At 57.0% G+C, this 19,627-nt stretch carries 18 protein-coding genes; 14 read left to right on the top strand and 4 right to left on the bottom strand.

From position 1 onward, the window contains the following. Positions 1 to 7: 7 nt before the first annotated feature. Positions 8 to 394 carry a PIN domain-containing protein gene (locus RQ935_RS03300; RefSeq protein WP_311497214.1) on the bottom strand — a complete coding sequence of 129 codons (387 nt, stop codon included), beginning with the start codon at positions 392 to 394 and terminating at the stop codon, positions 8 to 10. 117 nt (positions 395 to 511) lie between these two features. Here RQ935_RS03300 and RQ935_RS03295 point away from each other — a divergent pair, with 117 nt between their 5' ends. The 4 genes from RQ935_RS03295 (at position 512) to rpsI (ending at position 2,709) form a co-directional block, all read left to right on the top strand. Beyond that, entirely contained in the window at positions 512 to 991 is a 480-nt protein-coding gene (locus tag RQ935_RS03295; RefSeq protein WP_311497213.1) for a hypothetical protein, read from the top strand. 589 nt (positions 992 to 1,580) lie between these two features. Continuing rightward, positions 1,581 to 1,730, top strand: coding sequence for a hypothetical protein (locus RQ935_RS03290; protein ID WP_297722288.1), 150 nt, complete (start codon positions 1,581 to 1,583; stop codon positions 1,728 to 1,730). Positions 1,731 to 1,741: 11 nt separating this feature from the next. Further along, positions 1,742 to 2,185, top strand: coding sequence for a 50S ribosomal protein L13 (gene rplM, locus RQ935_RS03285; RefSeq protein WP_311497212.1), 444 nt, complete (start codon positions 1,742 to 1,744; stop codon positions 2,183 to 2,185). A gap of 29 nt (positions 2,186 to 2,214) precedes the next feature. Continuing rightward, positions 2,215 to 2,709, top strand: coding sequence for a 30S ribosomal protein S9 (gene rpsI / locus RQ935_RS03280; RefSeq protein WP_311497211.1), 495 nt, complete (start codon positions 2,215 to 2,217; stop codon positions 2,707 to 2,709). 284 nt (positions 2,710 to 2,993) lie between these two features. On the opposite strand, the gene RQ935_RS03275 is transcribed toward rpsI, so the two are convergent. Then, positions 2,994 to 5,666 carry a C69 family dipeptidase gene (locus RQ935_RS03275; protein WP_311497210.1) on the bottom strand — a complete coding sequence of 891 codons (2,673 nt, stop codon included), beginning with the start codon at positions 5,664 to 5,666 and terminating at the stop codon, positions 2,994 to 2,996. A gap of 227 nt (positions 5,667 to 5,893) precedes the next feature. Between RQ935_RS03275 and glmM the strand changes: the two genes are divergently transcribed. From glmM to RQ935_RS03260, 3 genes are all read left to right on the top strand, one after another. Further along, positions 5,894 to 7,348 carry a phosphoglucosamine mutase gene (gene glmM / locus RQ935_RS03270; protein WP_311497209.1) on the top strand — a complete coding sequence of 485 codons (1,455 nt, stop codon included), beginning with the start codon at positions 5,894 to 5,896 and terminating at the stop codon, positions 7,346 to 7,348. A 25-nt stretch (positions 7,349 to 7,373) separates the two neighbouring features. Further along, positions 7,374 to 9,386: a glutamine--fructose-6-phosphate transaminase (isomerizing) gene (gene glmS, locus RQ935_RS03265; RefSeq protein WP_311497208.1), complete on the top strand. Its 2,013-nt coding sequence runs from the start codon at positions 7,374 to 7,376 to the stop codon at positions 9,384 to 9,386. Between the two features lie 90 nt (positions 9,387 to 9,476). Continuing rightward, on the top strand, positions 9,477 to 10,145 hold the full coding sequence (locus tag RQ935_RS03260) for a DedA family protein (protein WP_311497207.1): 669 nt from the start codon (positions 9,477 to 9,479) through the stop codon (positions 10,143 to 10,145). A gap of 39 nt (positions 10,146 to 10,184) precedes the next feature. On the opposite strand, the gene coaA is transcribed toward RQ935_RS03260, so the two are convergent. Both coaA and RQ935_RS03250 read right to left on the bottom strand, forming a co-directional pair. After that, complete coding sequence (gene coaA / locus RQ935_RS03255; protein ID WP_311497206.1) at positions 10,185 to 11,279, bottom strand: type I pantothenate kinase; 1,095 nt, start codon at positions 11,277 to 11,279, stop codon at positions 10,185 to 10,187. Then, entirely contained in the window at positions 11,276 to 12,448 is a 1,173-nt protein-coding gene (locus RQ935_RS03250; RefSeq protein ID WP_311497205.1) for a hypothetical protein, read from the bottom strand. Before RQ935_RS03250 ends, coaA begins: the two co-directional genes overlap by 4 nt. Positions 12,449 to 12,628: 180 nt before the next feature. On the opposite strand from RQ935_RS03250, the gene RQ935_RS03245 reads away from it, so the two are divergent. The 7 genes from RQ935_RS03245 to RQ935_RS03215 all read left to right on the top strand — a co-directional run bounded on the left by RQ935_RS03245 (position 12,629) and on the right by RQ935_RS03215 (position 19,609). Beyond that, positions 12,629 to 14,158, top strand: coding sequence for an NAD(P)H-hydrate dehydratase (locus RQ935_RS03245; protein ID WP_311497204.1), 1,530 nt, complete (start codon positions 12,629 to 12,631; stop codon positions 14,156 to 14,158). Between the two features lie 65 nt (positions 14,159 to 14,223). Further along, complete coding sequence (alr, locus tag RQ935_RS03240) at positions 14,224 to 15,552, top strand: alanine racemase (RefSeq protein WP_311497203.1); 1,329 nt, start codon at positions 14,224 to 14,226, stop codon at positions 15,550 to 15,552. A gap of 50 nt (positions 15,553 to 15,602) precedes the next feature. Beyond that, a complete protein-coding gene (gene tsaE / locus RQ935_RS03235; RefSeq protein WP_311497202.1) occupies positions 15,603 to 16,214 on the top strand; it encodes a tRNA (adenosine(37)-N6)-threonylcarbamoyltransferase complex ATPase subunit type 1 TsaE in 612 nt (203 codons plus the stop codon). Between the two features lie 20 nt (positions 16,215 to 16,234). Beyond that, positions 16,235 to 17,365: a hypothetical protein gene (locus tag RQ935_RS03230; protein ID WP_311497201.1), complete on the top strand. Its 1,131-nt coding sequence runs from the start codon at positions 16,235 to 16,237 to the stop codon at positions 17,363 to 17,365. Positions 17,366 to 17,375: 10 nt separating this feature from the next. Beyond that, a complete protein-coding gene (tsaB, locus tag RQ935_RS03225; protein ID WP_311497200.1) occupies positions 17,376 to 18,101 on the top strand; it encodes a tRNA (adenosine(37)-N6)-threonylcarbamoyltransferase complex dimerization subunit type 1 TsaB in 726 nt (241 codons plus the stop codon). Positions 18,102 to 18,126: 25 nt separating this feature from the next. After that, complete coding sequence (locus RQ935_RS03220; protein ID WP_311497199.1) at positions 18,127 to 18,639, top strand: N-acetyltransferase; 513 nt, start codon at positions 18,127 to 18,129, stop codon at positions 18,637 to 18,639. Between the two features lie 187 nt (positions 18,640 to 18,826). Continuing rightward, entirely contained in the window at positions 18,827 to 19,609 is a 783-nt protein-coding gene (locus RQ935_RS03215; protein ID WP_311497198.1) for a succinate dehydrogenase cytochrome b subunit, read from the top strand. The last annotated feature ends 18 nt before the right edge of the window (positions 19,610 to 19,627 follow it).

The raw sequence follows: 19,627 nt of genomic DNA, 5'->3' as shown, positions 1-19,627 counted from the left end.
TCCACTGCTATTGAAGGGGATTGACCACGGTGACGCCGTCAAAGACCATGCCCTCACTGAGGTCCTCGCTCCAGATTTCTTTGCAGCCCCCGCGTTTGGCGGCCGCAACAATCATGGCGTCCCAGATAGAGAGTTGGAAACGACCAGCAATTTGAACGGCTTGGTTTACCAGGCGCGCGTCAACGGGGATGACGGTTTGAAAGCTGAGATGCTCGATGATTTCATCAGCAATCTGTCCGGCCGCAATGTCTTTCAGTTTGCGGGTCAGGACATTGTATAGCTCCAGTAAAACTTGGGTGCTCAGTACCCGGTGGGGGAGCTGTTCTAGGGCGGCAAGCGCACGCTCGCGTCTTGCGTAATCGGGAGAACCTCTAGAAACCACTCCATCATTCATACCAACAACCTATTTTCGCGCTCAAACTATGTGAGGCACCACACCGCCCTTGTGCTCAAAATCCGTAAGGTACGCCGGGCCATTGACTAGGGTTCGCACTCAGTTTAAACTGAGAGCATGATTCCGAGGAAATCCTTGAGATTGTTTGTAGCTTCTGTCACCACGATAGCGCTGTCAATGGTCGTTTCTGGTACCGCAAATGCTGATAGTTTGCATCCAGATACACCTATAGATTCCTTGGTAACGGTAAATTCTAGACCTGTTATCAGCAGTATTTCCGAAGAAGAATTCCAATCCATACGCAAGAACATCGATTCTCTGCAAAGGCTGGATCCTTATTTCAAGAATGGAACTATCGATTATGCAGCCGCCGTATCTGATGATTCGATTGATAAAAAAGTTTTAGACGAATATACCTCTGCCCTTCAGGCAAGCTCAGATACAATGCATCCGGATTCACCTACCTCCGCAGTAATAAAAGCCATGTCCGCTTGTAAAGGAAAAAACGGCTGGAGAGCTTTTTGGCCTACGGTGTTCTTGAATAGCTGCAATGCTAGCGCTGTATCAAACGCACTACCAGTATGCTGGTCACAATAATGCGTGCCCTAAGAACACTTATTGTAGTACTTGCCTGCGTTACGGTAGTTACAGGCATTATCGGGACTATTTTTGCTCTAATAAAAGAGCCATCATTCGTACTCGCCCAGATTTCGTCATCAACAACAGCGTTTATGCTAGCAGCCTTGGCGTTCTATATCTTCAAGATTCACTCCTCGAAGAAGTAGCTCTTATCTGCCGCGCCCGTGTCGGTGTTGTTTGCGGCGTTTGGTTTGGTCGCGTTCTGCTTTGGGCTGTTCGGCGCGAGTTTTAAGGTCTTTCGCTAAATCTTCCCCGGGTTTGGGGCGGGGGCCTGTATTGCTTTCAGGACTGACCGCACCGGTTCCGACTGTGGTGTGGTTGGCTGGTTTTGCTCCCTGATTTCACTTTCTAATCGGTTTGCTGCCCGCCGCAACCTAGCATTCTCTACAATCACGTCCTCCTATAGGCGGTGAACACGATCCTCTTCGTGAACTCAACATGAGCACCCATAGAAGCCACTCCATCATTCATACCAACAATATATTTTCGTGCTCAAACTATATGAGGCACCACACCGCCCTCGCGCTCAAAATACATAAGGTACGCCGTGATTTTGACCCAGGCGGGCGAAATCGCTAAGATTAAACGGTTGTATGCCCTCGAGTTGGTGACCATTCCCACTCATACCGCTGTCATCCCGGGGCACACGCAAACTTTCATCATCACAAAAGTGATGAGACCGACGATTAAGAATTGAAGGCTAGAGAAGTGCGTACTTATTCACCCAAGGCTGGTGACGTTGACGCGAAGTGGCACGTAGTAGATGCTGATGGCATCGTGCTGGGACGTTTGGCATCCCAGGTGGCTACCTTGCTGCGCGGCAAGCACAAGCCGACCTTCGCTCCCAACTTTGATAACGGAGACTATGTCATCGTTATCAACGCGGAAAAGGTCGTGTTGACCGGCAACAAATGGACTGAAAAGACTGCCTACCACCACTCGGGTTTCCCCGGTGGCTTGAAGGCGACCTCTTACCAGGAAATGCGGGACAAGCAACCCGAGAAAATCATCGAGAAGGCAGTTAGGGGAATGATGCCTCATAACCGCCTCTCCAAACAGCAATTGACGAAGCTGAAGGTTTACGCCGGACCGGAACATCCGCATGCCGGCCAGAACCCGGAAGTTTTTGAACTCACGCAAATCGCGCAATAAGCGCGGTTCGCAAAACCTCAAGGAGTATCGTGGCGAAGACCACTGCAGAAATCGAAGAGCTGGAGGATGTCCCCAGCGAATACACCACCGAGACTCCGGCGGCTCAGGATGAACCGGGTCGTGGGAATTCTCGTATTGACAAAGGCATGGGGCTGGGGCGCCGTAAAGAAGCCGTAGCCCGCGTGCGTTTGGTTCCGGGTAACGGCAATTGGACTATCAACGGTCGTACCCTGGAAGATTACTTCCCGAACAAGTTGCACCAGCAATTGGTCATGGCACCTTTCGTGCTGTTGGACTTGCAGGGGCGTTTCGACGTCAAGGCTCGCATTGACGGCGGCGGTATTTCCGGCCAGGCCGGTGCGCTGCGCTTGGGCGTGTCCCGCGCGCTGAACGAAATCGATCGTGACGCTAACCGTCCCGCGCTTAAGAAAGCCGGCTTCCTGACCCGCGACGCTCGCGCCGTGGAGCGTAAGAAGGCTGGTCTTAAGAAGGCTCGCAAGGCGCCTCAGTACTCGAAGCGTTGATCGCTGCCTGCGACAAAGTTTAGTGGAACCCGGGATTACCCGGGTTCCACTGAATTAGGACCCATATAAGTGACCCAAGTGGCGGGTGCGATTTAGTCACGAGCGATTTTGACGGAATTCCAACAATCCCGATTTTCGCGACTTCACAAATGGGTCGGGAATACTAATTATGCAAAATGCAGCCGGGGCAACACCAATACGGTGACCCCGGCTGCAGGTATTTATTTATGCGGATAACTGAGCGACGTTGCCTCAGTGATAACAATGCCTCGATAATCCGTGCTCTAGTTCAAAATCCCCTGCATCTGCGCGCGAAGGGACTGACTGAGGGGAACGGGACCACCGACAAAAATCGCCTGTTTGATGGACTTCGTCTTCTGGATGTACTGGACCACGGAGGGGTCAAGTTGATCCGGCGTTGAAAGTACCAACGGCAAATTGAGATGCTGGGCGAGCGGTGCAGCAACCAAAGCATCGGCCGGTTCCATACCGCTGGCCACAATGGCTTGTCGTGGCTCAGAGATATTCCCTGCCAGCGCGGCGCTGAGCTGGATTTGATTCTGAGAAGTCAGCCGAGAGGACTTCACTCCTGTCAATTCATCCAGTTTCGATTGCACCGTAGCGGACACGTCGGTCTCGTTTCCTACGATGACGACTTGTTTCACTTTAGTCAGGCGCTTGATTTGCTCAGATATTTCTCGCGGAACTTCTTGGCTGGAAACCAAGAATACGGGAGCGTTGAGATTCTTAGCGAAGGACACGGCGTTTACTGCGGCAAAACAGTTTTGTCCTGGGGCAATCACGATAGTGTTCGTATCCGGAGAAAACTCATTTGCGGATTGCGCGTTCACTGCATAACGACTCGATCCTTCAATCCGCGTCACCCGTGCCGAAGGCAGCAGCGTGCGCACAGTCTGTTGCACAGCATTGCTGACCGCTCCGGTCCCGCCGACCAGGACAACTGTCTGCGGGTGCAATCGAGCGAGTTCGGTTTGAGTCACTTCGTCAAGACCGATTCCATGGGTATAAAGAATCGGGGCTTGCCCCTGCGAGAGATTCGCCGCACTGATGGCATCGCTGCAAGATTGGGAATTCACAATGAAGGCCGTTTTAGCATTCGTAAAGAACGACTTGGACAGATTGGCTGCCACGGCTTGACGATTCTTACCGCTGTAACGGCCTACGGTGGTGGAGTACTTCCAAACATATACGTCACCTTGTAAAGCCGCCTGTACAGGTTGCCCGTCCAGAGTAAGACCAGGATTCTTTTCGTAAGTGGCTTTCCTGATGGTGATGTTAAAAGGTACGCCGGCCGGTACCCCAACAGGTTCCCCATAGGCATCAACTATGGAAAGGGCTTTCGATTTGGAATCAAAACTGAGCTTCCAGACGGTATCCGTGACTCCAGCCGGAACTGTTAGACGGAATTCCCCTCCTGACAAGCCTGCTTTCCGTACCCGCTCCGATGAAGAGGTATAACCATCTTGGAACAGTTTAGTCCGCAACTCAGTTTGTACCGATTGCATAGCCGCAAAGGCCTTGGAAGCGGCTTTGGTGTTCCACGCGGTGCGCGCTGACGTCCCCTCGTCGCTTAATTTCGTTGCAGTCAGAATCTCTTTTTGAACCGGCGAGAGTTTGGCATTGACTATGGGTTGATACTTAGAGCGATTCGTCTCGACCATGTGCAAAATATCCATCGCGGTCCAATAAACCGAGTTAGAAGTGTACTCATTGGACCTATTCATTGCCGGGGAAAAACCGGCAGTCTGATCCAAGTAGTACGGCACGTACGGAGAGGTGAGTGTGGATCCCAGAGCTAAATATTCTACGGCAGGAAAACTATCCGTCGCAGTAGTTGGAATTTGGAAAACATGAGCCTCCATCACATTACGGTTACCGATAGGATAATAACCTTTCTCACCGGTGTCATTCCCCGGAAGATTTCCGAGATTGGCAAAACGGTTGCGCGTAGTGTCCATAACCATTTCTAGTGAGATGCTCTTTTTCTTGGCACTTTGCAAGAAGGGGAAGGCGGTTCCCTTTGGGTCAACCTGGGCACTGGGATTCAGGGTCTTGATTCCCGAAGCAGCGCGAGAGGCATCACGCGAATCGACCTCTGGATCAGCGTAAGATTCCCGCGCCTCAATGTAATGCCGAGCTTCGTCCCCCTTGAAAGTTCCGGCCGCTTTAGCGGTGCTGAACAGACCTTTCGAGAAGATGTAATTGCCGTCTTGGGAGACAACATAGTTATTGGTAGTTTCCCCTGGGGTCAAAGTGACGCCATTAATCCAGAAGGTATTGGGGAAAACTGAGAACTTGTCTTTCGGGTAGCGCATGGCTAGAAATTGGTGTCCGGTGTAAATCTCCATGTACCACAGGTCGCTCTTGCTGGCTACAACCAGGGCATTGCCTTCTGCTGCCCCTTTCGTTGCCAGTTCGTCAGCAATAAATCTCACCGCGTTTTCCGGAGTGTCGCAAGTGGCCAAAACGACCGTGGGGAGGATTGCCTCTGTCAGACCAACACGGTTGCCGTCTTCCCCGTCCAAGAGTGGATCTTGGGCCAGAACAGCTTCGTTGGCGCTTGCAGAAACGGTCATATCGACCATTAGTCCTTTTTCGTTAAAGCCAGCCTCATCAAAGATTCCGTATTCAGGGGTGGTGTCGTTAACTCCGTTATACCTATATGAAGGATTTGCAAATGTAAATTGATAGCCAGCATCCGTTCCGTAGGAAACGTCCTCTATAGTTTGTCCTGGTTGGAAATATCCGGCCTCGTGAATAACATATGCCTTATTATGGTTAATCTCTAGATCTTCGGTACGACCAAAGAAGAAACTTCCATCAGTAGTCAGTTCGGGTCCGACAATAACCCCGGTACAAGCAAATGCGGCCGTGGGAGTTCCGATCCCCAGTGCAAGAGCAAGTAGAAAGCCTATAGCCATGCGCTTTTTATGCATATTTATTCTCCTTTGAATAAGTGAATGCGAGTTCATACATATTAGCGTGTAATTGCAATTTATGATTGCATCCGCTATTGTACCCGGGGTTGCGCAGTTTTTTCGGTTTTTTACACTTTCAGTGACCCAATCATCCTGAGCCGGAGTCCCACCGCGGGTCGGGGATGTGGCGGTTGCGCGCGGGCGTGGGATAATGGTGAGGTTAGGAAACGAGAAAGGCGGAAACTATGTCGCAAAGACTTTTCGGTACTGACGGGGTTCGCGGACTTGCCAACGAAGACATTACCGCGGAACTGGCTTTGAACTTGGGGGTGGCTGCGGCACGCCTGGTGGTAGAAGAAAAAATTATGGCCACCGGCCAGATGCCCATCGTGAAAGACCTGTTGAAAGAGCAACGCGAGTCGGCTATGACGGAATCGCGCACCGGCATTAAGCGTCCCCGGCTGATACCGGAAGAACCGGCCAAGCCGCGAGCCATTATTGGCCGCGATACGCGCGTTTCCGGGCAGTTCCTGGATCACGCCCTGGCGGCGGGGCTGTCCAGTGCCGGCATGGACGTCACTCGCGTCGGCGTCATCCCGACTCCGGGTGTGGCCTATCTCACGGAATCCCAAGACATCGAGTTGGGTGTGGTCATAAGCGCGTCGCACAACCCGATGCAAGACAACGGCATCAAGTTTTTTGCCCGTGGCGGTTACAAACTGCCTGATGAGATGGAGGACCGGGTTCAAGCCATGTTGGGCCAGGACTGGGAACGGCCGCTCGGCTCCGGGGTCGGCGATGTGGTCGCCAACGGCAAAGCCGCCGACGATGCCTATGTTAATCACCTGGTAGACACCGTTCCGGTGTCTTTGCACGGGCTGAAAATCGTGGTGGACTGCGCCAACGGGGCGGCTTCAGAAATCGGTCCGCGGGCGCTGCGCGAAGCCGGCGCGGACGTCATCGTGATTAACGCCTCTCCCGATGGGCGCAACATTAACCTGAACTGCGGTTCGACCCACCCCAAGCAGCTGAAATCCATGGTGGTAGCCGCCGGGGCAGACTTCGGGGTGGCGTTCGACGGGGACGCGGATCGCTGCCTGGCGGTGGACGGTGCCGGAAACCTGGTAGATGGCGACCAAATCATGGGGATGCTGGCCTTGGACATGCACCGGGCGGGAATACTGACAGAGGACACCCTGGTACTGACCGTGATGAGTAATCTCGGGCTGCGTTTAGCGATGCAGCAGGCGGGAATCAAGACCCCCACCACCGCGGTAGGGGACCGCTACGTGTTGGAGGAAATGCGCGCCCACGGCTACATTTTGGGCGGGGAACAGTCCGGCCACGTTATCAATGCCCGCTACGCCACCACCGGTGACGGCATCCTCACCGCTCTGCAAGTGGCGGCGACTGTGGCCTCCCACCAGGCCGCTCTGAGCGAACTCGTGTCGCCCATCCAAAAACTGCCCCAAACCCTGATTAATGTTCCCGGAGTGGACAAAACCCGCGTGGACGATCCGCGCTTGGCCGAGGACGTCGCGCAGGCCGAAGCGCGCCTGGGGGATACGGGTCGGGTGCTGTTGCGTTCTTCCGGTACGGAACCCCTGGCGCGGGTCATGGTAGAAGCCGCGACTCAGGAACAGGCCGATGCGGAGGCTCAAACCCTCGCCGGACGGGTACAGGAACTATTAGCGCTTTAAAACCGCGCCGTGAAAGCGAGGAAATGTGTGTGGAATTGTCGGTGCCGTCGGAAACGAGAGCTCCAAGTTCGCTGAGGAAACTGTCCTGGAAGGGCTGTCCCGCCTGGAATACCGCGGCTATGATTCAGCCGGAATCGCGGTGGTCGACGCGACCAGCGCGAGTCCCAAAATCACGGTCGAAAAGGAAGTCGGAAAGCTCTCCGAACTGCGCAAAACCTTAGAAAAGCGCCCTTTACCCAACGCTACCACCGCGATTGGGCACACCCGTTGGGCCACCCACGGGGGCGTAACTCGTGAAAATGCCCATCCCCACCTGTCTTATGACGGCAAACTGGCGCTGATACACAACGGCATTATCGAAAACGCGGAACCTTACCGCGCCCACCTGGAAGCTCTGGGCATCAAATGCGTCAGCGAAACCGACACCGAAGTGGTCGCTCATCTGCTGGAGCGTGCCTACCTGGCCGAACCGAGCGGGAATGCCGGGGAAAACACTGGTGAACAGCCGATTATCCCGGGAACTACCCCTCTGCACAGCCTGGATCCGAACCTGAACTGCGCGACGGGGGCGACCCGGTTGGCGCGGGCGATGCTAAAGGTCACCAGGGATTTGGAAGGTTCGTTTACGCTGTTGGTGGAGCACGCGGATGCACCGGGAGTCATCGTGGCGGCGCGGCGGTCGTCTCCGCTGGTACTGGGGTTGTCACAAGGGATGAACTTCCTCGGCTCTGACGTGTTGGCTTTCGCGGCGCGCACGAAACAGGCGCTGGAAATTGGTCAGGATGAAGTAGTGGTTGTGACCCCGGCCGGAGTGCTGGTCCTGGACCAGCAGGGCAACGAAATCCTGCACACGCAAGGTCTGGAGGTCATCGCCCAGGATCCCACTCAGCGCAAACGGGCTTTTGAAGTCGATTTCGCGACCGACCGCGTCACCAAAGAAGGCTTCGACACCTTTATGGAAAAGGAAATCCGGGAACAGCCCCGGGCGGTGGGGGACACCATTGCGGGGCGGCTGGACGCCGCCGAGGCGCTGACCTTGGACGAACTGCGGATTGAAGCCGAAGTGTTTCGTTCCATCACCTCGGTGATCATTGTGGCCTGCGGTACGGCCTCCTATGCCGGGCAGGTGGCCCGCTACGCTATCGAACACTGGTGCCGGATTCCGTGTGAGGTCGAACTGGCGCACGAGTTTCGCTACCGGGATCCGGTGGTGAGTCGGCGCACCCTGGTGGTGGCGATTTCGCAGTCCGGGGAAACCATGGACACGATTATGGCCATCCGTCACGCCCGCGAGCAAGGGGCGCGGGTCCTGGCCATCGTGAATACTCCCGGCTCTACGATTTCTCGCGAGGCTGACGCGGTGCTGTTGACCCACGCCGGGCCGGAGATCGCGGTGGCCTCCACCAAGGCGTTTACCGCCCAGATAGCGGCGTGCTACCTGTTAGGTCTGTACCTAGCTCAGGTCCGCGGCAACAAATACGCTGATGAAATCGCGGATTACCTGGAAAAACTTGGTCAGATGCCGGCGCGGATGCAAACCGTTTTGGACCGGTACGCGGGCTCGGCTGACTTAGGCGCTAACCTTGACGACATCAAATCAGTGATTTTCCTGGGACGTCACGTCGGTTTCCCGGTGGCGCTGGAAGGGGCGCTGAAACTGAAAGAAATCGCCTATCTGCACGCCGAAGGATTCGCAGCCGGGGAACTGAAGCACGGCCCTATTGCCCTAGTGGAGTCCGGGCAGCCGGTTGTCATTATCGTTCCCACCCCGCGCCGACCCGAGTTGCACCGCAAAGTCGTGTCTAATATCGAAGAAGTCCGGGCGCGTGGGGCCGTGACTTTGGTGGTGGCCGAAGACGGGGACGATTCCGTGAACGAGTTTGCGGACGTGGTGTGGCGGGTGCCTCCCACGCCCACGTTGATGCGTCCCCTAGTGGACGTGATTCCGTTGCAGCTGTTGGCTTTGCGGATGGCGGGACACCTGGGATACGACGTGGATCAGCCGCGTAACCTGGCCAAGTCGGTTACGGTGGAATAGAGCCTCGCGGGCAATATGCTGACTCCGGCACTTCTAAACGCAGCCCCCGCCCTGGCCCTGCTTCGCACAGCAGGCGGTGATGGCGGTTGGGTGCCGATTTCGCAAACCATCACGGAATGGATTCACAGCTTTGCCGGTTCCCCTTTGGCTCTGCTGGTTTTAGCGGGTATGTGCTTTACGGACGCTTTTTTCCCGCCCGTGCCTGCCGAGTCAATCGTCATCGGATTAACTTCGTGGTACTTCGCCGCTCCCGGCCAAGTTGTGCCACTCCCGGGCATTTTTCTCTGTGCCGTCGTCGGAGCGACCCTCGGTGATTCCTTCGCTTTCTTCCTGGGGACACGCATCCACGTGCAGCGCATCAAATCGTGGCGGGACGGCAAGGGCGAACAGGCTTTCGAGCGAACCGCGAAACTTTTGCACAAGCGCGGCACATCCTTTATCTTTGCGGCTCGGTTTGTTCCCGGTGGGCGAGTGGCGGTCAATATGTGTGCCGGAGCGACCGGTTTTCCCTACAGTCGTTTCTTGCGCACCGACCTGACTGCCGTAATCTGTTGGGTGTCCTACGGAATGTCTATCGGTTTCGCCTCCGGAAGCATCCTGGGGCCAATCCATCCACTGTTAGCGACCCTGGTAGGGATGGTGGGGGGAGTAATCCTCAGTCTCTTGCTGGATCGTTTGGTCGCTTGGCTGCAGCGGCGGTTTCAGTCGGGTCGACGCGATTCGTCAGAAGAATCGACCGATAGCGAACCACAGAAGTGAACGGAACGTCCTGGTGAGGCTGGTGAAGCGGGCCAGACCCTAAATTTTGCGCAGGTGCAGGCGGTGCACGCGGTGGTCAGCGTCTTTCTCCAGGATGAGGGTGGCACGAGAACGGGTCGGGGCCACGTTTTCCTGGAGGTTTTTCAGGTTGACTTCCCGCCAGATTTGGCGGGCATGAGAGTCTGCCTGTTCATCGCTCCAGGCGGCAATCTCACGGAAGAAAGAGTCGGGTTGTTTGAAAGCGGTCGTGCGCAATTGCTGGAAACGCGACAGATACCACTGCTCGATGTCTGCGGGGCGGGCGTGCAGATAGATAGAGAAATCAAAGAAATCCGACACCGCCAGAGAATTTTTGCCGCCGTCAGCAATCAGAGGCGGGGCTAGCACGTTCAACCCCTCCAAGATGAGGACATCCGGGGCGCAAACCATCTGAGACCTACCGGGCACAATATCGTAGGTGACGTGCGAATATACAGGAGCGGCTACCTCGGGAGCCCCGGACTTTACCGCCGCCAGAAAACGCAGCAACCCACGACGGTCATAAGATTCAGGAAAACCCTTGCGATTCATAATCCCGCGAGCCACCAGCTCAGCATTGGGGTGCAAAAATCCGTCCGTGGTGACCAAATCGACCCGAGGAGTGCCCGGCCAGCGGCTCATCAACTCGCGCAATAGCCGCGACACGGAGGACTTTCCCACCGCTACCGAACCGGCCACCCCAATCACGAAAGGAGTGTGCTGAATCGCGGATTCACCTAAGAAATCAGCGCGCCGGGAACGAATGTTGGTCGTCCCGGCGGCATAAATCTGCAGTAGGGCGGTCAAAGGGCGGTAGATCGCGTCCACCTCAGCCAAGTCGATAGGGTCGCCCAAAGCGCGCAAACGCTCCACGTCAGCCTGGGTCAGCGGCAGAGGGGTCTGATCCGACAGAGCCGACCACTGTTCCCTAGTGAACATGACAAAAGGTGAGGCAGTTTCCTCGAGACCCGAGGAAGCCTGATGCGGGCGGGCGGCCATAATCTCGCGCATAGCCGAACCGTATTGATACTCGCGCAGTTTTTCTTGGGTGCCGCGAGGATCCGTCAGGAAATCTTCCATCAACTCGGTGGTGGGAGCACCATAATTTTCACTCATGACTTTTTGACCACCGACCCCAAGCACAGGCTGCCGTCCTTATCGCGGTAGAAGTATGCGGAAGGCTCCTCCAACTGCGAGTGTGCCGCTCGGATATACATGGGGTAGGTGTTTTTCACCGCGTAAAGGTGAATGGACTCGGAACGTAAATCCTGCAACGCTTCAAACGTGTCATCGTCCAGGTGCCCTTCCTCGTCATAGCGCAGTTTCCGGGAAGCCTCCGGGGTGTATTTCGTGATGCCTGGCGGGGGACTCCATTTCTCGCACAGAGTCGGATAGTTTTCCTCCGTGTCGGCGCCATTGAATGGGTAGCTGGAACGAGCCATAATCCGTGCCAGCAGGTAAGACACGTCCTCGGGGGTGACCGAATCCATCTTTCCGTCGTAAATCACTGTCGGGCAGGAATACCGGTCAGCTAACTCGCTCCAGCTGGTTCGCAACTCCACGTCGGAGTCCTTCCAAGTCACGCCGTCATCGGTAACTTTCGGGGTCTGTGACAAGGCGTGCAGCAGAGCCTTTTGGGCGGGCGGGGTGGTGTAACGGTCGGTGAACACTTCCGGGGTGATCAGCCAGCAGCTGCGCTGCATAGCGCCAAAATTTCCGGTTTTTAGATCCTTAAAGAAGGCCTGCATTCCGGTGAACTCGACGGGGTCGCCGGACTCGATGGTTTCTTTCTTAAGGTTCGCCGCAGCAGAGCGGGTGGGTGTCGAGGTCCGTTTCAGAGTGTGGCTTGGGGTGGGTCGCGCAGACGATTCGGAAACGTTGCTGAAGGATTTGGGATACGTGAGGTCTTCAACCCCATCGAGATTGAGCGTCTCCGAGCGAGAATCAGGAGCTTCTGACGGCTCCTCGGTGGTGTCTGTCTGCGGCGAAGTGGAATCGGGGATTTCTGAGGGGGTGGACCGTGCGGGAGCCATTCTCAGAGTGGAGTTGGTGCGGAAGTTAGAGCCGGTGACTTCCACCAGAAGTGGGGAAGTGATTTTTTCGGTGGGTTGAGAGCCACCCGTTTCGTCGGTGTCCCGGTCAGGCATAGCGGCGATTTGCGGCGCGACTATGAACAGCGTCACCGCCACCAGGACAATCCCCGCCCCAGCCAGTAGGAACAGTCCTGCTACGAGGCGTTTTGGGGTGGAAAGAAGCCACAGTTGAAGGTTGTCTTTTTTCGACATGGTTACCTTTCATGTACACAGTGACCCCGCTGTATAGTCATCGGGCTTTCCTAACTTTAAGATTACCTAGTTTTCCTGCCGGTTGAAAACCGCAAGCGCATCTAAGTCTCTGACTATGTGCTGATTTTCGTCTAGGCTGAAATCGTGATTTGGGGATATGCGCCAGATTTGATTGCACAAATGGAAAAACCTCTGGTCGCGCAGGCTGACCGAGAGCAAGGCCCGGACGCGCTGATGCGGCGAGCCGCCTACGCGTTGGCTCACCACACGCATCGAGCTTTGTCCGGAGCTGATGCGGCCATTGTGGCACTGCCGGTTCCCCGGGGACGCCGGCGCGTTCTGGTCTTGGTCGGAGCGGGCAACAACGGTGGCGATGGCCTGTACGGGGCTGCGTATCTGCGGCGGCGCGGCTATCCGGTCGCGGTCCTGCCAACCTCGAAACATATTCACGAGCGCGGTGCGGCGGCCGCACGGCAAGCCGGGGTGGAGTTTTGGCCCAGTGTGCTGCCCGAGACAGTTGGGGAGGCTCTGAACGCGATAAAGTCTTGGAAACCGGTTGCCATCATTGACGCCATTATCGGTATCGGAGCCCGTCCCCCCCTGCGGGAACCCGCGCTATCCCTAGTAAGGGGCATCAGTGAGTTGCTCATCCAGTGGCCGGAGGAAACTTTGCCCCTGGTGGTGGCATGCGATCATCCCTCTGGCCTGGATTTGTGCCAAGGTGCTGATTTGGGTTCGGATCAGGGGCTGCTGCCAGCCGACCTGACCGTGACGATGGGGGCGGCGAAAACCGGAATGCTGGTCGGTCCCGGCGCGCTCACGATAGGCCGCCTGCAGGTTCAAGATATCGGCCTGCCCCTCCAGGCTATGCAGCCCGGCGCAGGTCTGATTGAACGCGCTGATGTGCGCGAACAGTGGCCCCGGCCGGAGTTCGCGGATCACAAATATTCCCGCGGAGTTTTGGGCGTAATGGCGGGATCCTCGCGTTATCCCGGTGCCGGAGTTTTGGTGACCAGTGCTGCCTTGAACGCGGGGGAGTCTTTTGTGCGTTACCTCGGCGAACCCGCGGTGCAGTCGGTAGTGTTGCAGGCCTGCCCGGAAGTTGTACTGGGAGAAGGCCGGTGCCAAGCTCGGATTATCGGTCCCGGTTTTGCGGCGGGCTCACCGCGGCATCGCGAACAAATGCTCAGCGCGTGGCGCCGCCGCGACCCCGGCGAATTGGTGATTCTCGACGCCGGCGCGCTGGAACTTATCGGAACGGAAATCCAACCGGACTCATACTGCTTGCTGACTCCCCATGCTGGTGAGGCGGCGGCACTGGCCGCCCACCTCGGTCTGGAAACCACCCGAGAAACTATTGAGGCCAACCCTTATGACTGGGCTTTACAGCTTGCCACGGACACGCAGGCCACCGTCCTTTTGAAAGGACCGACCACCACCATTGCCAACCCGGGGGGACAGGTTTATTCCCTGACGCACGGCACCAGAGACTTGGCGACGGCGGGCTCGGGGGATGTGCTGGCGGGAATTTTGGGTTATGCGTTTGCTGCCGCGAATGCCCGAGCCCAGAAAACCGGAGAAACTTTGGATTTGGGACAATTGGCAGCTGTCGCGGCCTGGCTGCACGCCGAAGCGGGCCGTTTAGCCGCGCCCACCCCTCGTGCCACCGCCATTATCAAGGCGATTCCCCGGGCTTTGGCCGAGCTATAAACTATCCCGGTCAAACTAAACGTGACAAACTAAGAAGTGCGAAAACAATTTTGTAAAGGAAGATTATGACCAACGTGGATGTTCCCCAATGGCCGGTACGCGCCGTGGTGAATCTCAGTGCATACCAGGAAAATCTTGCCCAAATGCGGCATTTTGCCCCGCACTGTCAACAAATGGCGATTGTGAAAGCTAATGCTTACGGACATGGTATTGAGCGTATGGCGCTGGCCGCACTTGGTGCTGGCGCTCAATGGTTGGGCGTCGCCAAAGCCAGTGAAGCTTTCCAACTGCGCAAATATCTCGATAGGCAAGGCGTCGCGCGTGACCACCTGGTCGACACGCCCACTTCGGCCATGATGCGTTCGCGTCTGTATCAGACCGCCGCTATGGGACTGCCCACCGCTGCCCGCCCCCGTATCCTGACCTGGCTTTACACCCCGCAAACGGATTTGCAACAGGTGGTGAAAGCGGAAATCGACATTTCGGTTTCCACCTTGGATCAGCTGGATCAGGTTTCGCGAGCCTGCGATGCGGCGGGGCTGCGTTGCCGGGTACACCTGAAAGTTGATACCGGACTGTGCCGGGCCGGAGCGACAAATGAAGATTTTCCGGTGCTTTGCAAGCTGGCTCGGGCTCGGGAACGTGCCGGACTCATTGAAGTCAGCGCTATCTGGTCTCATTTGGCGCGCGCGGACGAAGACACCGCCGCTGCTGAGGCTTTCACCAAGTCGCAGCTGAGTGACTTTGATTGGGCTTGGGAGGTTGCTCAAGAGACGGGTTTACGCCCGAAACTACGCCACATCGCCGCCACCGCGGGAATTATTTGGTATCCCGAGAGCCACTATGACCTGGTCAGGGTGGGGATTTCGGGATATGGGTTGAGTCCGAATCCCGAAATCGCGTCGTCGGGGCAGCTGGGGGTGCGTCCGGTGATGCGACTGGAAACGAACGTGGTTCAGGTGAAAAGGGTTGAAAAAGGCGCCGCGGTTTCCTACGGTGGGGAATGGGTGGCACCGGGACCGCGCTGGTTGGGGTTGCTGCCGATTGGATACGCCGACGGCCTGCATCGCCTGGCAAAAAATCGCGGTGAAACCTGGATTAAAGGCCGGCGAGCCCCGATTGTGGGGCGGATTCCGATGGATCAAATCGTGGTTGACTTGGGTCCGGCTGTGGACGATTCCGGGGAACCTGTTTCCTGCCCGGTCGAGCCGGGCGAGTTGGCGATTATTTTTGGCGACGCCAATGACCGCTTGTTCGGGGGCATTCCGGGAGTTCCCCCGCTGCCAACCGCTGACGACTGGGCGGAATGGACCGATACCATCAACTATGAAGTCATTACCAGCATTTCCCCCAGCGTGCCGCGGGTCTATGTTGAGGACCAGCCTGAGAGCTGAGCTCCGAGAGCTAACGCGGGAACTGTTGAACTATTGTAAGGAGGAACGCGATGAGCCGCGAGGGGAACTTGCTGTTGGAAGTCGAAACGAAATCCGCTGACGACACCCGTCTGTTGGGCCGGGCCCTTGCCCCATTTCTGCAAGCCGGCGATGTGGTGATTCTGGAAGGGGAGCTGGGTGCGGGAAAAACCACTTTGACCCAAGGCATCGGCGCCGGTTTGCGCGTCAACCAGCGGGTCACCTCCCCAACGTTCATCATTGCCCGCAATCACACGAAATCTCCCGACGTGCCGGGGCCGAACTTGGTGCATGTGGATGCCTATCGTCTGACGGGCGGGGACGATGTGGAAACCCTGGATTTGGAATCCGCGTTAGAGACCGCGGTGGTGGTGGTCGAATGGGGTACCGACAAGGTGGAGGGGCTCAGTGCCCACTGCCTGAAGCTCTCCTTGAGTCGGCCTGAAAACGCCGCGGCTCCCATCACGGGAACCATCGCGGACCTGCCCGAAGATACGACCTGCCGGGTCGTCTTTCACAGTCTCGAGGGGGCTTGGGACCTGTCAGGTTTGGTACAACAGTGGCAGGCTCTGCGAGCGCAGGAAAACCCGAGTGCCGCACCCGGTGCTACCGCAGAGTCCTGCCCGACCGGGGCGGATTCATAAATAGGCTGATAGAGAAACCGATGCTGAGAGTGTTTCCGTTGCGTCGCGCCCGTAAGCCCGTACTGAGCTGGGTTTTCGTCCTGCTGAGCGCGGTGGTGATGAGTTTTGCTGCGCCGGGTGTCGGGCAAGCCGTAGCTGGTCGAGCGCCAGGGATTTCGTTCGCTAGTTCGGTCGGGGGCGTGACTCAGGACGTAGAGATAACGGCGGGACGGCTGCCGGGAGAGGCCCAGAGCGACCTTCCCGAGGATGTCCGCGTTTGGTTTGCCACCAAGGCCCCGGCTTTGGGGCAATCATTGCGGGAATACCTCCCGGATAGTGCGAAAGTTCCCCCGGAAGCTCAGATTGAGGTGGGGGTTCCGACCCAGGTATTGACCTGGTCTGCGCGACTGCTGCGGGGCACCTACGCCCCGGAAAACTCCGTGACGCCCATTGAGATGTGGGTGGCTCCGGTCAGTATCGATGCCAGAGAACTTGGGGTAGTGGTCTATACCGAGGATAAAAAGAATCTTTATCCCCTCTCTGTGCCTGCCAGCGGAGCTGCGCTGGCTCCGAAAGCCACCGCGGGGGTACCCGAACCAACGTTGAGCACCCGCGAAGACAACGCGCTGTTGATCAGCAGCTATGTTCAGGAACCGAAAAATTCCCATCTTCCCATCCGGTTGGAGGATCCGGGGGCCTGCTATGTGCTGCCGGATTTAGCCCATGCTTTACTGGCAACCGCGCCAGATTCCGCCCATCCCAACCGCCCTGTTTATGACCCGGTTATACGCGGGTGGTTCACGTTAAATGAGGAACGGTTGTTGCCGGTTTCTAACGCGGCGCGGGCTCGTCTGGGCGGGGAAGTGAATTTGGACCAAGTGCAAGAAGCTGTGCAGTCTTGGTGGGGGACGGTCAGCCCCACTCCCACACCAACTTCGGAAGCCCTGCCAACCAGCAATAACACCTTGGTGTGGGTGGTCGTCCTAGCTGTCGTTATTGTCGGTATCGCACTGCTGGTGGTGTGGCTGACTTTCCGTTGGCAATCCCGCACGGAAGATGCTGCCGAAGTGCTTTCTTTGCCCGACCCAGAGCTGATTATGGTGCCGACGCCTCCGCCGACTTCCGCCATCCCGACTTTAACGGTGTCCGGTTCCAAGGGCGAGGCGCATTAGGATTGTCCCTGTGAGTTACCTGTTTATCGATACCTGTGCCGGGGCGGGGGTTGCCCTGGTGAATCCCCAGAACCTCAGCGACGTGCTGGTGAAGGTGAATCCTGACGGAAAAGCCCAAGTGGAAGCCCTCTCGTCCCTGGTTGATGCCGTGGTCCAGGAAGGCGGTAGACCGCAAAAGATTGTGGTTTCGCGCGGTCCTGCCCCGTTCACCGGGCTGCGCGTCGGTCTGGTCACGGCTCGGACCTTGGGTTTTGCTTGGGACATCCCGGTTGTGGGGGTAGATGAGCTACTTCTCCAGGCACAAGCAGCCGCTGGGGTACTTTCTGGTGCTGATTGTTCAGCTCAAGCGGGGGGGCGGGCGCCGCGCTGGATAGTATCTTTGATGGATGCCCGCCGCCACGAAGTCTATGCCGGGCTGTTCAAACCCGACCCGACGGGCGGTCGCTTGACGCAAATCGGCACGGATTGGGTCGGTCCCGCCTCACATTTAGAGGACGTCGCCCAAGGGTGGGACCGCGACTTTGCGGGGTTTGCCGACGCCGGGGTTTTCCTGGTTGGAAACGCCGTCACCCAGGTCAGCGGCCAGACCGTAGACGTTAGGTTTGCAGACCTGGCGAGGGCGGCGACCTCTCTCGTGAACAGTACGGAGGGAGACCCGGAAGCGCAAGGAGAACTGGCTTCGCTGGGCACCGAGCCGCAGTATCTGAGCCGACCGGATATCCAACAAAAACCGTAGCTGGCGCGAAAATCGCTGGTGAACCATGATTAGCGACGGTTCGATTGAGGATGCGCCAGACCTGGAACGCGCCGAACAGGAGTGCTTCGCGCTTGACGCCTGGGACCGGGACACCATCGCGTCCCTGCTGGCACATCCAGATATCAGCTTCAGGTTGATTTTCAGCGAATCCGAGGATTTCGTGGCGTGGGCCGTGTGGGGTTTGGGGAAAATGAGCGTTCCTGTTGGCGACCTTCCTCCTGCTGAGCGTAACCAAGCGGTTACTTCCCAAGCGCGTGGGGGCAGGCTATTGCGGGTTCTCTCACTCGCGACCCGACCGGCTTGGCGGGGAAAAGGCTACGCCACGCAGCTGCTGACAGACGGTCTAAGTCGCGGACACGCTCGGGGCTATGCGGGAGCTGTGTTAGAGGTCCGCTCCGGTAACTCGGCAGCCCAGGGGCTCTATGGGAGTCAAGGATTCCACGTGTGGGCACGTTTGCCGCAGTGGTTTCAAAACCCGGTGGAGGACGGCCTCATCATGGTGAAAATGTTTTTCTAACTCAAATGTTTCGTAAAAATTTTGCCCCCGTTGGCCGCGCGCGAGCCCACACCCCGGGATAAATCGGGACTTTTGGCCTGAGTGCCCAGGTAAACATCCATGTCAAAGCGTTTTTGGGGGAAGTAAAATGAAACTCTCGACCCGATTCAGTCCAGTCGCCCTCGGAAAATCTTATAGGCTCGACTTCGTGGCCAATACAACACTAACTACAGATAACAAAGCAATCAAGACCACCGTTATCATCAAACAAGCCATGGCAATCACTGGCATGTTTTTTGTGGGGTTCGTGATTTTGCACGCCTACGGGAACCTCAAAGTGTTCTCCGGGGCGACCGTTTACAACGATTATGCGCTGCACTTGCGCACATTCCTCATGCCCATACTGCCCTATGAAGGGTTGTTGTGGATTCTCAGGGTTTTGCTGGTAGTTTTCGCCCTGGTGCACATTATTTCCGCTATGGCCCTGTGGCATCGCGCCGGACTAGCGCGCGGTTCTCGCTACATGGTTAAGAAGTCGTTGGCGACTGCTTACGCGGGACGCACCGTCAGATGGGGCGGCATTATCCTGTTGCTGTTCTTGATTTTTCACATCTCCCACTTCACCTTGAAGCTAGCCAAGGTCGGCGACGCGGCCGCCTACGCTTCCCACCAGGTGTTCTTGGATCCGGCGGGAAATGTCGTTGACGCTGCCGGGCCGGGGATTATCTCCGTGATGGAGGGTAATCCTTACGCCATGATGTTCACGACCTTCCAAAACTGGTGGATGGTGCTGATTTACGCCATCGCGGTGGGGGCGTTGTGCCTTCACGTCGCTCACGGCGTGTGGTCTGCTCTGCAAACCATTGGCTGGTTGCGTCGTAACACCCAGTACACAGTTCAGATTATTTCGGGTCTGGTTGGCCTGCTGGTGTTCGCTATGTTCCTGGCTCCGCCGGTGGCTATTCTCGCCGGAATGCCGATGCTGGCGTAAGGAAGGTAAGGAAAGACA

The organism is uncultured Mobiluncus sp. (assembly GCF_963511525.1).
GTDB lineage: Bacteria > Actinomycetota > Actinomycetes > Actinomycetales > Actinomycetaceae > Mobiluncus.
The sequence above is the reverse complement of the archived record's forward strand: the minus strand, read 5'-3'. Positions and strand labels throughout refer to the sequence as shown.